Annotated in this window: 15 protein-coding genes; 11 read left to right on the forward strand and 4 right to left on the reverse strand. The window is 55.4% G+C overall.

The annotated features are described in order from the left end of the window. Positions 1-105 precede the first annotated feature (105 nt). The 8 genes from HED65_RS20840 to citG are packed head-to-tail and all read left to right on the forward strand — an operon-like array spanning position 106 to position 7,423. Complete coding sequence (locus HED65_RS20840) at positions 106-1,467, forward strand: 2-hydroxycarboxylate transporter family protein (RefSeq protein ID WP_114980002.1); 1,362 nt, start codon at positions 106-108, stop codon at positions 1,465-1,467. 17 nt (positions 1,468-1,484) lie between these two features. Further along, positions 1,485-2,348: a fumarylacetoacetate hydrolase family protein gene (locus tag HED65_RS20845; protein WP_114980003.1), complete on the forward strand. Its 864-nt coding sequence runs from the start codon at positions 1,485-1,487 to the stop codon at positions 2,346-2,348. Between the two features lie 13 nt (positions 2,349-2,361). Next, complete coding sequence (gene citC, locus HED65_RS20850) at positions 2,362-3,384, forward strand: [citrate (pro-3S)-lyase] ligase (RefSeq protein WP_114980004.1); 1,023 nt, start codon at positions 2,362-2,364, stop codon at positions 3,382-3,384. A 16-nt stretch (positions 3,385-3,400) separates the two neighbouring features. Further along, positions 3,401-3,694: a citrate lyase acyl carrier protein gene (gene citD / locus HED65_RS20855; protein ID WP_025760234.1), complete on the forward strand. Its 294-nt coding sequence runs from the start codon at positions 3,401-3,403 to the stop codon at positions 3,692-3,694. Next, entirely contained in the window at positions 3,691-4,566 is an 876-nt protein-coding gene (citE, locus tag HED65_RS20860) for a citrate (pro-3S)-lyase subunit beta (RefSeq protein ID WP_023306921.1), read from the forward strand. Before citD ends, citE begins: the two co-directional genes overlap by 4 nt. 10 nt (positions 4,567-4,576) lie before the next feature. Further along, positions 4,577-6,094: a citrate lyase subunit alpha gene (gene citF, locus HED65_RS20865; protein WP_114980005.1), complete on the forward strand. Its 1,518-nt coding sequence runs from the start codon at positions 4,577-4,579 to the stop codon at positions 6,092-6,094. A 2-nt stretch (positions 6,095-6,096) separates the two neighbouring features. Further along, positions 6,097-6,636 carry a citrate lyase holo-[acyl-carrier protein] synthase gene (citX, locus tag HED65_RS20870; protein ID WP_114980006.1) on the forward strand — a complete coding sequence of 180 codons (540 nt, stop codon included), beginning with the start codon at positions 6,097-6,099 and terminating at the stop codon, positions 6,634-6,636. Then, positions 6,614-7,423 (forward strand): triphosphoribosyl-dephospho-CoA synthase CitG, encoded by an 810-nt coding sequence (gene citG / locus HED65_RS20875; protein ID WP_114980007.1) that lies wholly within the window; start codon positions 6,614-6,616, stop codon positions 7,421-7,423. Before citX ends, citG begins: the two co-directional genes overlap by 23 nt. 18 nt (positions 7,424-7,441) lie before the next feature. Here citG and HED65_RS20880 read toward each other — a convergent pair whose 3' ends face one another. From HED65_RS20880 to mutY, 4 genes are all read right to left on the reverse strand, one after another. Further along, positions 7,442-8,698, reverse strand: a complete 1,257-nt coding sequence (locus HED65_RS20880) for a nucleoside permease (protein WP_114980008.1) — start codon at positions 8,696-8,698, stop codon at positions 7,442-7,444. Between the two features lie 224 nt (positions 8,699-8,922). Beyond that, a complete protein-coding gene (gene mltC, locus HED65_RS20885) occupies positions 8,923-9,999 on the reverse strand; it encodes a membrane-bound lytic murein transglycosylase MltC (RefSeq protein ID WP_114980009.1) in 1,077 nt (358 codons plus the stop codon). A 56-nt stretch (positions 10,000-10,055) separates the two neighbouring features. Then, positions 10,056-10,328: an oxidative damage protection protein gene (locus HED65_RS20890; RefSeq protein ID WP_023309138.1), complete on the reverse strand. Its 273-nt coding sequence runs from the start codon at positions 10,326-10,328 to the stop codon at positions 10,056-10,058. A 25-nt stretch (positions 10,329-10,353) separates the two neighbouring features. Further along, positions 10,354-11,406 carry an A/G-specific adenine glycosylase gene (gene mutY, locus HED65_RS20895; protein ID WP_168112421.1) on the reverse strand — a complete coding sequence of 351 codons (1,053 nt, stop codon included), beginning with the start codon at positions 11,404-11,406 and terminating at the stop codon, positions 10,354-10,356. A 144-nt stretch (positions 11,407-11,550) separates the two neighbouring features. Here mutY and trmB point away from each other — a divergent pair, with 144 nt between their 5' ends. Genes trmB through HED65_RS20910 form a run of 3 tightly spaced genes read left to right on the forward strand, consistent with a single transcriptional unit; the run spans position 11,551 to position 13,369 of the window. Next, on the forward strand, positions 11,551-12,270 hold the full coding sequence (trmB, locus tag HED65_RS20900; RefSeq protein ID WP_114980011.1) for a tRNA (guanosine(46)-N7)-methyltransferase TrmB: 720 nt from the start codon (positions 11,551-11,553) through the stop codon (positions 12,268-12,270). After that, positions 12,270-12,596: a YggL family protein gene (locus tag HED65_RS20905; protein ID WP_014885198.1), complete on the forward strand. Its 327-nt coding sequence runs from the start codon at positions 12,270-12,272 to the stop codon at positions 12,594-12,596. Before trmB ends, HED65_RS20905 begins: the two co-directional genes overlap by 1 nt. A gap of 56 nt (positions 12,597-12,652) precedes the next feature. Next, a complete protein-coding gene (locus tag HED65_RS20910; RefSeq protein WP_028018389.1) occupies positions 12,653-13,369 on the forward strand; it encodes a YggN family protein in 717 nt (238 codons plus the stop codon). Positions 13,370-13,555: the final 186 nt, after the last annotated feature.

The following is a 13,555-nucleotide window of genomic DNA, read 5'->3' on the forward strand; positions in this document are numbered from 1 at the left end:
AAACCATAGCTGCCATTAAAACTTCGCTTTTAATATGCCATTCCTCACATAAAGTAAGCCTTTGTGACTCTAAGCTGAACGCACAAAATAACCAAGGGGCTTATTATGAGCACAACTGACGATTCTTTCTCTGTTACCCACGACCCGATTGATATTCAGCGGCCATCGCTCAAAGAGCGCTGGTGGCATATTATGGATACCTGGAAAATCGGGATTATTCCTCTGCCGCTGTTCGTTCTTGCTGGTGCGCTGATTGCGATTGATTGTCTGGGCGGGAAACTGCCGAGTGATATCGTGGTGATGGTGGCGACGCTGGCTTTCTTTGGCTTTGCCTGCGGCGAGTTTGGCAAACGCCTGCCGATTGTCGGCAAACTCGGCGCGGCGGCGATTTGCGCCACCTTTATCCCTTCCGCGCTGGTCTATTACGGCCTGCTGCCGGATGTGGTGGTCGAGTCCACGACCAAGTTCTACAAATCTACCAACATTCTTTATCTCTACATCTGCTGCATCATTGTCGGCAGCATCATGAGTATGAACCGCACGGTACTGATTCAGGGCTTCCTGCGCATCTTCTTCCCGATGCTGTGCGGCGAAATCGTCGGCATGCTGGTGGGGATGGGCGTCGGTCTGGCGCTGGGTCTTGAGCCATTCCAGATCTTCTTCTTTATCATTCTGCCGATTATGGCGGGCGGCGTTGGGGAAGGGGCGATCCCGCTCTCTATCGGTTATGCCACCCTGTTGCATATGGACCAGGGTGTGGCGCTCGGTCGCGTGTTGCCGATGGTGATGCTCGGTGGTCTGACGGCAATCATTATCTCCGGCTGCCTGAACCAACTGGGTAAACGCTACCCACATCTGACCGGTGAAGGCCAACTGATGCCAAACCGCGCCAATGCGGATACCACCGTCTCTCAACCTGCCTTCTCCGGTAAAGCGGATGTCACCACGATTGCTTCTGGCGCGCTGCTGGCGGTACTACTCTACATGCTGGGGATGCTCGGTCACAAACTGATTGGTCTGCCTGCACCGGTTGGCATGCTGTTTATGGCGGTACTGGTGAAGCTGTGCAACGGTGCTTCTCCGCGTCTGCTGGAAGGTTCTCAGGTGGTCTACAAATTCTTCCAGACCTCAGTAACTTACCCGATTCTCTTCGCCGTTGGCGTGGCGATCACCCCGTGGCATGAGCTGGTGGCCGCGTTCACAGTGAGCAACCTGTTAGTCATCGTCAGCACGGTTTCTGCACTGGTGGCGACCGGTTTCTTCGTCGGTAAAAAGATTGGTATGTACCCGATTGATGTCGCCATCGTCTCCTGCTGCCAGAGTGGCCAGGGCGGTACCGGCGATGTGGCGATCCTGACCGCAGGCAACCGTATGAGCCTGATGCCATTCGCCCAGATTGCAACCCGTATCGGCGGCGCGATTAACGTCTCTATCTCACTGCTGATTCTGGGCAACTTCCTCGTTTAAGTTTTCAGGAAAGAACAATGAAACTCGCAAGCTTTTTATATCAGGGAAAACGCAGCTACGGCATCGTGCAGGCCGAAGGTGTAATTGATTTAGGTCGCCGTCTGGGCGACCGCTACAGCGACCTTAAAGCGCTGTTGCAGGGCAACGGGCTGGCACAGGCCACCCGTTATCTGAACGATGCCGTGGATGTACCTCTGAATGCAATCACCTTCTTACCGGTGATTGAGCAGCCGGAAAAAATCCTCTGCGTGGGCATGAACTACGCCGACAAGCGCAAGGAGTTTGACCAGCATAACCCGGCTCCGACGCTGTTTGTGCGCTTCCCGGATTCCCAGACCGGCCACAACGAGCCGGTACTGAAACCGCGCCATTCCAGCGAATTTGACTACGAAGGCGAGCTGGCGGTGATCATCGGTAAAGGCGGGGAGAACATCAGCCGTGACGATGCGCTGCGCCACGTTGCAGGTTACAGCTGCTACATGGACGGTTCCGCCCGCGACTGGCAGCACACCTGGTTCACCGCCGGGAAAAACTGGCGTCAGACCGGAGCATTTGGTCCGTGGATGGCAACTGCCGATGAAATTCCTGACCCGCATCAACTGGCGATCCGCACCTGGCTGAACGGCCGTATGGTGCAGGAGGACAACACCAGCAGCATGATCCACAAGGTGGCGGAGCTGATCGAGTACATCAGCACCTTTACCCGCCTCAGCCCAGGCGATGTGATCATCACCGGCTCCCCTGGCGGGGTGGGTAAAAAACGCAACCCGCCGCTGTTTATGAAAGAGGGCGATCGCATTGAGGTAGAGATCGAACATATCGGTCATCTGAGCAATGTGATCATGGAAGCGCCAGCCACCGGGCTTGCGGTAGCACACTAAGTAAGGCGGCAGTATGCAATCGCAACCCATTGATTTTCGTCACACCCTCGTGGCGAAGCACCCGGAACGCTTAAGCCAGATCCGTTACCTGCTGGCAGACAGCGGCCTTGGCCTGGACAACGACATTGAGCTGTTTGTCGAAGCCTGGTCCGGCACGCAGTTGGTGGGTTGCGCCGGGCTCGCTGCCAACGTCATCAAGTGTGTGGCCGTAAACGAGCAGCTTCGTGGCGAGAACCTCAGCGCGCGTTTACTGGCGGAGGTGCAGAATGCGGCGCTGGAGCGCGGCCATTTTCACCTCTTCCTCTGCACCCGTCCGTGTAACCGGGAGCGTTTTGCCCGCAGCGGCTTCTGGCCGATTGCGCAGAGCGGCAACAACGCCGTACTGATGGAGAACACCCCGCAGGGGATTGAGCGCTACTGTCGTTCTCTGAGGCGTCAACGTCAGAACGGGGAGAAGATTGGCGCGATCGTAATGAACGCCAATCCGTTCACCCTTGGCCATCGTCATCTGGTGGAGCAGGCAGCGAAGCAGTGCGATGCCTTGCATCTGTTCGTGGTGCGCGAAGACGCCTCGTTCTTCCCCTTCAGCGCACGCATCGAGATGGTGCGGGCGGGTGTCGCGCATCTGACGAATGTGTTAGTGCATGAAGGCTCGCAGTACATCATCTCCCGCGCCACATTTCCGGCCTATTTCCTGAAAGAGACCGGCAAAGTGCAGCAGGCGTGGAGCGAAATCGACGTGTTGATCTTCCGCGACTTCATCGCCCCGGCACTGGGCATAACCCATCGCTTTATCGGCTCGGAGCCGTTTTGCGATATCACCCGCCAGTACAACCAGACGCTGCACGACCTGCTGGCCATGCATATCGAGGTGGTGGAGATGCCGCGCATCAAGGCCACCGGTAACGCTATTTCGGCGTCAGAAGTACGCCGCTTACTCAAGACACAGCAGTTTTCCCGGATCCGGGACATTGTTCCGGACTCCACCTTCGCGCATCTCGAAACGCATTACCGTGCGAGTGCGGAAGTCGCTTAATTACCAGGAATTTATCATGAAAATTGTTAGGGAGGCGCTGGCCGGAACACAGGAATCCAGCGACCTGATGGTGAAAATCGCTCCCGCTCACGGCGAGCTGGAGGTTGTCATCCACAGTGAAGTGATTAAGCAGTTTGGCGAGCAGATCCGCCAGGTGGTCAACGACACATTGCGCGCTATGAACGTGCACCAGGGATTAATCATTATTGAAGATAAAGGGGCGCTGGACTGTGTGATCCGCGCCCGCCTGCAGAGCGCACTCCTGCGCGCTGCGGATGAACAGGCTATCAACTGGGGGGCGCTGAAATGAGCAAACTCCGTCGCAGCATGCTGTTCCTGCCGGGTGCTAACGCCGCCATGCTCTCAACCGCGTTTATCTACCGCCCTGACTCCATCATGTTTGACCTTGAAGACGCCGTCGCTCTGCGCGAGAAAGACACCGCCCGCATGCTGGTGTTCCACGCGCTGCAGCACCCGATGTACCAGGATATCGAAACCGTGGTGCGCATTAACCCGTTGAGCACGCCGTTTGGCTTGCTGGATCTGGAAGCTGCCGTGCGGGCTGGCGTGGACGTGATCCGTCTGCCGAAAACCGATACCCCGGATGACATCTACGAACTGGAAGGCCACCTGGAACGCATTGAGCAAGAATGCGGGCGCGAGGTCGGTTCTACCCGTGTGATGGCGGCCATAGAGTCAGCCATTGGTGTGATTAACGCCGTGGCAATTGCCCGCAGTTCTCCACGCTTGATCGGCATCGCGCTGGCCGCCTTTGACTACGTGATGGATATGCAGACCGAACGCGGTGACGGCACCGAGTTGTTCTACGCCCGCTGCGCCGTGCTGCACGCCGCTCGTGCGGCGGGCATCGACGCCTTCGACGTGGTGTGGTCAGACGTTAACGACGAGGCCGGGTTCCTGCGCGAGGTCGATCTGATCCGCAAGATGGGCTTTAACGGCAAATCGCTGATTAACCCGCGCCAGATCGACCTGCTGCATAACGCTTACGCCCCGACGCAGGAAGAGGTGGATCACGCGAAGCGGGTGATTGAAGCGGCTGAAGAGGGTGAGCGTAACGGCCTGGGCGTGGTTTCGCTCAATGGCAAAATGGTGGATGCACCGATTATTAACCACGCGCAGGTGGTGCTGGAACGCGCGGCGGCTTCCGGCGTGCGTCGTTAAGGATGAGATAATGAATCAGACAGAACTGCTCCATGTGAATTTTCCCCATCTGCGGGACTTAAAACCCTTTGATACCGCCCACAGCGCGACGCCGTGGCTGAACAATCCAGAAGAAAAACATACCCGTAAATTGTGTGCTTCTGTTGAAGAGGCCGTGTTACGTAGCGGCTTGCAGGACGGGATGACCATTTCGTTTCACCATGCGTTTCGCGAAGGCGACCGGGTGATCAATAACGTTGTGGCACTGCTGGCGAAGATGGGTTTCAAAAACCTGACCCTGGCCTCCAGCTCACTGATGACCTGCAACGATGCGTTGATTGAGCATATTGAACGCGGTGTCATCACCCGAATTTATACTTCCGGGATGCGCGGCAAACTGGCGGATGCCATCTCTCACGGCCTGATGGATGAACCGGTGCAAATTCACTCCCACGGCGGGCGAGTGAAGCTGTTGCAGGACGGTGAGTTGAATATCGACGTGGCGTTTCTTGGTGTGCCATGCAGCGATGAGTTCGGCAATGCCAACGGCACGCACGGCAAATCGAGCTGCGGCTCGCTGGGCTACGCCATGGTGGACGCGCACTTTGCCAGCAAGGTAGTACTGCTGACCGAAGAGCTGGTGCCGTTCCCCAATATGCCCGCCAGTCTGGTGCAGGATCAGGTGGATTACATTGTGCAAGTCGAGAGCGTAGGTGACCCGGCGAAAATCAGCGTCGGCGCGGCACGCGTCACCAGTAACCCGCGCGAGCTGATGATTGCCCGCTATGCAGCGGATGTGATTGAACACTCCGGCTACTTCAAACCTGGCTTCTCAATGCAGACCGGCTCCGGCGCGGCGGCCACCGCCTGTACGCGCTTTATGGAAGAGAAGATGGAGCGCAGCGGCGTGAAGGCACGCTTTGCGCTCGGCGGCATCACCGGCAGCCTGGTGGATCTGCACGAAAAAGGGTTGATCGAAAAGCTGCTGGACACCCAGTGCTTTGACGGACAGGCAGCTGCATCGCTGGCGCGCAACCCGAACCACGTGGAGATCTCCACCAACGTTTACGCCAACCCGGGCAGTAAAGCGGCAAGCTGCGACCAGCTCGATGTGGTGATCCTCAGTGCGCTGGAGATCGACGTTGATTTTAACGTCAACGTCATCACTGGTTCCGACGGCGTGATGCGCGGCGCGTCCGGCGGTCACTGCGACGTGGCCGCCGCAGCGAACCTGACCATTGTGGTTGCGCCATTACTGCGCAGCCGCATTCCGACGGTGGTGAAGCGGGTTACCACGCGCCTCACGCCGGGCGAAAGCATCGACGTGCTGGTCACCGATCACGGCATTGCGGTCAACCCGGCGCGCCCGGAAATCCGCGAGCGGCTGCTGGAAGACGGACTGAAGGTTGTGGATATCAACGCGCTATACGAACGGGCGATTTCCCTGACGGGCGTGCCCAAACCGATTGAATTTACCGACAAGATCGTCGGAGTGATCCGCTACCGTGATGGCAGCGTGATCGACACCGTTCGACAGGTGAAGGAGTAAATATGACTTTAGCGACACCCGTGCGGGCGGGTGTCAGCCTGGATGAACTGTTGGCGGCGAAAGAGTGCCGCGCAGCGCGTCAGGCTGACTGGCTTACGCACTATCAACAACCGGTGATTTCCCTCACGCTGGTTACGCCAGGAGAAATCAAAGACAGCCTGCGCTATCGCAACACAATGGGCGTGGCATTGCAGATGTGCGATCAACTGCTGTGGGAAAACCGCTGGCAGGTGCTCGACCGCCAGGTGCTGTGGTTGCCAACCGGGCCTGAAGCTCTTTGGTGTGTGTCGCATCCGGCGGCTGAAATCAAAGCGCACTGTGCGGATCTGGAGCAGACACATCCGCTCGGCAGGCTGTGGGATCTGGACGTGATCTGCCCTCAGCATGGCCATGTCGGGCGCCAGTCGCTGGGGACCAATCTCAGACGCTGTCTGATTTGCGATGAACCGGCCCACGCCTGTTCCCGTTCGCGTAACCATCCCGTTGAACAGGTGGTTTCCCGCGTGGAGAAGATGATTGATGACTGGTTTGCTCGCGACTAAACCGCGCCAGGCTGACGTACCTGCGCTTGCCGAAGCGGCGTTGTGGCAGGAACTGGAACTGACGCCCAAGCCGGGGCTGGTGGACAAACTCAATAACGGTTCCCATCGCGATATGGACCACGCGCTGTTTGTCCGCAGTATTGCGGCGATTACGCCGTGGTTTTCGCGCTTTGCTGAACTCGGTAACGCGCATGCAGATAGGCCCGCAGATGAACAGTTACGGATTATTCGCCCGATGGGAATGGCCTGCGAACAGGCGATGTATGCCGCGACGAACGGAGTGAACACGCACAAAGGCGGAATTTTTGCCCTGGGTTTACTGTGCTATGCCGCCGGACGTGTGAAAAATGTCTCCCCAGAAAGCCTCTGCTGTGAGGTAAGTAACATCTGCAGTGGGATGGTGTCGCGGGAGCTGGTCGCCCGCAGCGGACAGGCGACGGCGGGAGAGCGTCAGTTTCAGCAGTACGGTTTAACCGGCGCGCGCGGTGAGGCAGAAAGCGGCTTTGCTACGGTGCTTAAGGCGCTGGCGCAATGGAACGGGCTTTCACTTCACGGCCTGCTGTTACGCCTAATGGCAGTCAATCAGGACAGTAATCTGGTGTCACGCGGTGGCATTGAGGGGCTGCGCTATGTGCAGGGATATGCGCGCGAATTACTGGTGAACGGCTGGGATCGTGAGGCGTTGCTTCGAATGGATAAGGCATTGATTGAACGCAATCTGAGTCCGGGCGGTAGCGCGGATTTGCTGTCGGTGGGTTGGGTGTTGTCAAAATTACCCCTCTCCTGAAAGGAGAGGGGATAACGATTAATGCGCGATAGGCTGCGTGCCGTGCGCTTCGCGGACGTGCTTGTACTTGAACAGCGCGATGAATGCAAAGAACAGCACCAGCGAATATGCAGCGAAGATGAGCCATACTGGCTGCCAGTTGGTGATGCCGTTAGTGGTATACATTTCAACCACTTTACCGCTCACCACACCACCCAGAATACAGCCGAAGCCGTTGGTCATCATCAGGAACATACCCTGCGCACTGGCGCGGATTTCAGGCTTCACTTCTTTTTCCACAAACACCGAACCGGAGATGTTGAAGAAGTCGAAGGCACAGCCGTAAACAATCATCGACAGAACCAGCAGCACGGTGCCGAACGGGCTTGGGTCGCCGTAGGCGAACAGACCGAAACGCAACATCCACGCGGCGATACTGATAAGCATCACGTTCTTGATGCCGTAGCGGCTCAGGAAGAACGGGATGGTCAGGATGAACAGCGTCTCAGAGATCTGCGAGATAGACATCATTACTGACGCATGTTCAACGATAAAGCTGCCAGAGAACAGCGGGTTGTTATCGAAGCTGTGCAGGAAGGTGTTGCCGAACATGTTGGTGATCTGCAGCTCAGCGCCCAGCAGCATGGAGAAGATAAAGAAAATCGCCATGCGTTTGTTTTTAAACAGCGCGAATGCGTCCAGGCCGAGCATGGTGCTCCAGCTCTGGTTTTTCTGCTGATTAGAAACCGGAATGGTTGGCAGAGTCAGGGTGAACAGCGCCAGTACCACGGAGAGCGCCGCACCGATATAGAGCTGCATATGGCTCAGTTCGAAGCCTGCGAAGCTCACGCCCCACATCGCCATGATAAAGCCGATGGTACCCCAGATACGGATTGGCGGGAAATCGGTCACGATATCCATATCATTGGATTTCAGGCGGTAGTAGGAGATGGTGTTGATCAGCCCAAGTGTTGGCATGTAGGCCAGCGAGTTAAGCAGGATCACCATGAACATCGCCCCCGGCGTGGTCACCTGGGCTGCCATAAACAGCGTCCCCGCACCTACCAGATGGCAAAGCATGTACAGCCATTTAGCACTTAACCACTTATCTGCCACGATACCGAGCAGCGTAGGCATGAAGACAGCCGCAATACCGAGCGAGCTGTATACGGCACCGATTGACGCGCCATCGAACTTGAGCGTCACAAACATATAGGAGCCGAGTGTAGTCAGCCAGCTACCCCACAGGCAGAACTGCAGAAACGACAATATTTTAAGCTGCAGCTTAAGGTTCATGTTACTTTCCTCACAAGTGAGCGGGAGATATGTTGTTTTGGGAACATTCAGGGTTGTTATTTGATGCAATTCTATCAGTTGGCAACGATATGTTTTGTTACCTCCCGCAAAAAAATGCAATCCACATTAATTTGCAGTTTGGATTGTGATGCAAATAACATTTTCGTATGGGTGTTCGAATACCCTCTCCCATTTGGGGAGAGGGGTAGGGCAAGGAGCGTTTTTTAGCGACGACGATAGTTCTTCTGCGCCGTATTCACCTTATACAGATAACGGCGGGATTCCGCGGACGGGTGGCGGGTGGTCAGGGTTGAATAAACATCTCCCGGCGCCATGCTGTTGATGATGTTTGCGGCCTGCACTTTGTCATTCGAGAACACGCGCAACACGCTGCCCGCACCACCGTTATACGCAGTAATCACCGCATAACGACGTGACGTCGGGTTATCAATTCCGCCCAGGTACACATTGTTGAGCATGGCCAGGTAAGCTGTGCCGGTATCAATGTTGCTCTGTGGGTCGAACAGATAGCCGCGGCTTGGTGTGCCGGATTTACCCTGAGCACGGAAGACATCTTTACCGGCGCTGTGTTGCACAACCTGCATCAGCCCCAGAGCATCGGAACGACTGACCGCGTACGGGTTAAACGAAGATTCCGTTTGCATGATCGCCAGGATCAGCGACTCATCCACACCATATTTACGCGAGGCCTGACGCACCATTCCCAGGTACTTATGCGCACGCTTGTCGAGGTGGTTCGGAACGAGGTTGATGGTGACGCTGTAGATAATCTTCAGGCCGTTTGAGCGGCTTTTCAGACGGGTCTGCAGCAGATAGTCAGCAAATTTTGTGGCGCGACCTTCCCAGCGGATAGGTTGACCGGTCTGATCGACGACCTGGCCGTACAGGAACGGCTCCTTCGAGATAGTAATATCGTCGGCGTCGGAGTAGAGATCGATAGAGCCTGGATCGTCACCCATAAGCAGGGTTTTGATTATTGCCTGCCGTAACCGTGCCGCCGGATCCGTGCCTGCGATGGTCTCTATCGTGATCGTACCGTCATCGAAGTTGATGTGGCTGCGGGTCAGATAAGCGTCGGTGTACTTAACGTAGTCCTTAGGTCCGGCAATAAGAACTTCGTTAAATCCCCATATATTCTCGATGTTGTGGGCAAACTGCCCCATCAAAATGTCAAAACCGTTGGTGTCCTTGATCCAGGCTTCGTTGTAATCATCGCCTTTTTTTGACGAACACGAGACAAGCAACGGCGCAACAAGTGCTAGCGCTAAAAGTTTTTTCATCATTCCGGGAGTGCGTGTTGTGTTTGCTTTAACGGCGGGGGTATCCCCGCGCGCTGTTATTTTTCCGGCGGCGTATAGCCTTCGATGTGTACGTCTTTGCCTTCAAACAGGAAGCTCACCATCTCCTGTTCCAGCAGCTTGCGGTGTTCCGGGTTCATCATGCTGAGTTTTTTCTCGTTGATCAGCATGGTCTGCTTTTTCTGCCACTGTCCCCAGGCTTCTTTGGAGATTTCGTTATAAATGCGCTTACCCAGATCGCCCGGATAAAGCTGGAAGTCCTGGCCTTCAGCGTCACGCTGCAGGAAAGTACAAAAAATCGTTCTGGCCATACTCATTCCTCTTTTTTAGCCGATGCTAAACCATTGCACCGGCACGTAATTGCTGTAACAGGCGCTCCACGGGAGCCGCCAGCCCGACTGATGGCGGTTGCGCTAAGTTATACCAGAGAGCAGTGCCTTCATCCATGCATGAGGTGAATGAGGACACGGGAAGCCACATCGGAACAATATCCAGATGGAAATGGCTAAAGGTGTGGCGAAACGCGGTCAGTTGCGTCATTTTATCGGCAGCAATCCCGCGCTTTTTAAGCCATTCCCGAAGCAAATCTTCATCTTCAAACTGTGGGAAGCAATACAGACCACCCCACAGACCGCTCGGTGGACGCTGGGCGAGGAAAACGTCGTCCCCGTGTTGCATCAACAACATATAGCCTGTGCGCTCCGGCAGAGTCTGTTTAGGTTTCTTGCCCGGATACTGCGCCCATGAATGGTTGGCATACGCCATGCAGAGATTGTTGACAGGGCAGAGTTCGCATTTAGGCTTCGAGCGCGTGCAGACCATCGCGCCCAGATCCATCATCGCCTGGTTAAAACGCTCTACACCTTTGGCTGGGGTCACGTCTTCACTGATCTCCCAGAGACGTTTTTCAACGTCCTTCTTCCCAGGCCAGCCATCGACGGCATAGCAGCGTGCCAGTACGCGTTTTACGTTGCCGTCGAGGATTGGGAAATGTTTACCGAGTGACAACGAGAGAATGGCACCTGCGGTTGAACGTCCGACGCCAGGCAAGTCTGCCACCTCGTCGAAAGTTTCCGGAAATTGTCCGTTGTGGCGCGTCGCGACCTGCTGTGCGGCCTTGTGAAGGTTACGTGCGCGGGCGTAATAGCCAAGTCCGGTCCACAAGTGCAGCACTTCGTCCAGCGGCGCATTGGCCAGATCGGTCACTGTCGGGAAGCGCGCCATAAAACGCTCAAAATAAGGAATTACCGTGGCGACCTGCGTTTGTTGCAACATCACCTCGGAGAGCCATACTTTGTAAGGCGTTTTTTCAATTTGCCAGGGCAGGGTTTTACGCCCGTATTTGTCGTACCAGTCCAGCACCTGGGCTGAAAATTGAGAGGCTTGCATGGTCATCGATTCGCATAATCAGGGACGCAGATTGCAGCACAGCGTCAATCTGCTGTAAACCGGATCTTTCCCATGCTTGCATAGAAGCCTTAACTTTGGATAATGCCCGTTTCCCGAACATTCTCACAAGCAGACAACTCTTTTATGAAAAACGACGTCATTTCACCGGAATTTGATGAAAACGGTCGCCCGCTGCGCCGTATTCGCAGCTTTGTCCGCCGTCAGGGTCGCCTGACTAAAGGGCAGCAACATGCGCTGGACAACTACTGGCCGGTGATGGGCGTTGAATTCACTGAACAGCCTGTCGACTTTGCCGAACTGTTTGGCCGTGAAGCGCCCGTAACGCTGGAGATCGGTTTTGGTATGGGGACCTCGCTGGTGACCATGGCCAAAGCTCGCCCGGAACAGAACTTCCTCGGCATTGAAGTACACTCGCCTGGCGTCGGTGCATGCCTGGCAACAGCTCATGAAGAGGGCGTTGAGAACCTGCGCGTGATGTGTCACGACGCAGTGGAAGTGCTGCACAAAATGATTCCTGACAATTCTTTGAACATGGTTCAGCTCTTTTTCCCTGACCCATGGCACAAAGCACGTCATAATAAACGCCGTATCGTTCAGGCTCCGTTTGCGGAGCTGCTGAAAAGTAAGTTAAAACTGGGCGGTGTCTTCCACATGGCGACCGACTGGGAACCTTATGCGGAACATATGCTGGAAGTGATGTCGTCGCTGGACGGGTATAAAAACCAGTCTGAAAGCAATGACTATGTACCGCGTCCGGATTCGCGTCCGGTAACGAAATTTGAACAGCGTGGCCATCGTCTTGGCCACGGTGTATGGGACTTAATGTTCGAGAGGGTGAAATAATGGCAAAGAATCGTAGCCGTCGTCTGCGTAAAAAAATGCACATCGAAGAATTCCAGGAAGTGGGTTTCTCTGTTGCGTGGCGTTTCCCGGAAGGCACCAGTGTAGAACAGATTGATCAGGACGTAGATGCGTTCATCAATGACGTGATCGAACCTAACAAGCTGGCCTTCGACGGTAGCGGCTACCTGGCATGGGAAGGTCTGATCTGCACCCAGGAAGTGGGTAAATGCACCGAAGAACATCAGGCTCTGGTACGTAAATGGCTTGAAGACCACAAACTGGAAGATGTCCGCGTCAGCGAACTTTTCGACGTTTGGTGGGACTAATAAAGAAGTCAAGGGCCAGCATTAGCTGGCCCATTTTGTCTGAGGGAGTGTTTAAGATGCGCAAAACGTTGCTGGCTGTGGCTTTGATGGCAACCGGATTCACCGCCCATGCGGATTACAAATGTAGCGTCACCCCACGTGATGACGTGGTGTTAAGCCCGCAAACCGTGCAGGTCAAAGGCGAAAATGGCGATCTGGTGATTACGCCGGATGGTAACGTGACGTTTAATGGCAAGGTGTACAATCTGACTGCCGCGCAGCGTGAGCAGGCGAAAGATTACCAGTCCGATTTGCGTACCGCGCTACCGTGGATTGACCAGGGCGCTCTGACGCGCGTTGAGAAAAGCCGCGTTGCGCTGGATAAGATCATCACCAAAGAAGTGGGTGAGAGCAGTAATATGCGCTCCCGTCTGACAAAGCTCGATAAACAGCTGAAAGAGCAGATGAACCGTATTATTGAGCATCGCACCGACGGCCTGACATTCCACTACAAAGCGATTGATCAGGTCCGCGCTGACGGGCAGCAGCTGGTGAACCAGGCGATGGGCGGCATTCTGCAGGACAGCATCAACGAGATGGGCGCTAAAGCGGTGTTGAAGGGCGGCGGTAACCCATTGCAGGGCGTTTTAGGTAGCCTGGGTGGCCTGCAGACCTCGATTCAGAACGAATGGAAGAACCAGGAAGATGATTTCCAGCAATTCGGCAAAGACGTGTGTAAGCGCGTGGTGTCGCTGGAAGACAGCAGAAAGGCGCTGGTGGGGACGTTGAAGTAAGATCTCTGCGCGCTGGGCCCCTCACCCTAACCCTCTCCCCTGTACAGTCCGGGGACATAGTGAACACTTGTTCGGGGACATGGTAGACACTTACAACTAAGGCATAAGAACCCGTTAATGGAGTCGCTTATGCCCTGGGATGCGAGAGATACCATGTCATTACGTACCGAGTTTGTTTTGTTCGCC

Source organism: Pantoea sp. LS15, from assembly GCF_012241585.1.
In the GTDB taxonomy this organism is placed as follows: domain Bacteria; phylum Pseudomonadota; class Gammaproteobacteria; order Enterobacterales; family Enterobacteriaceae; genus Enterobacter.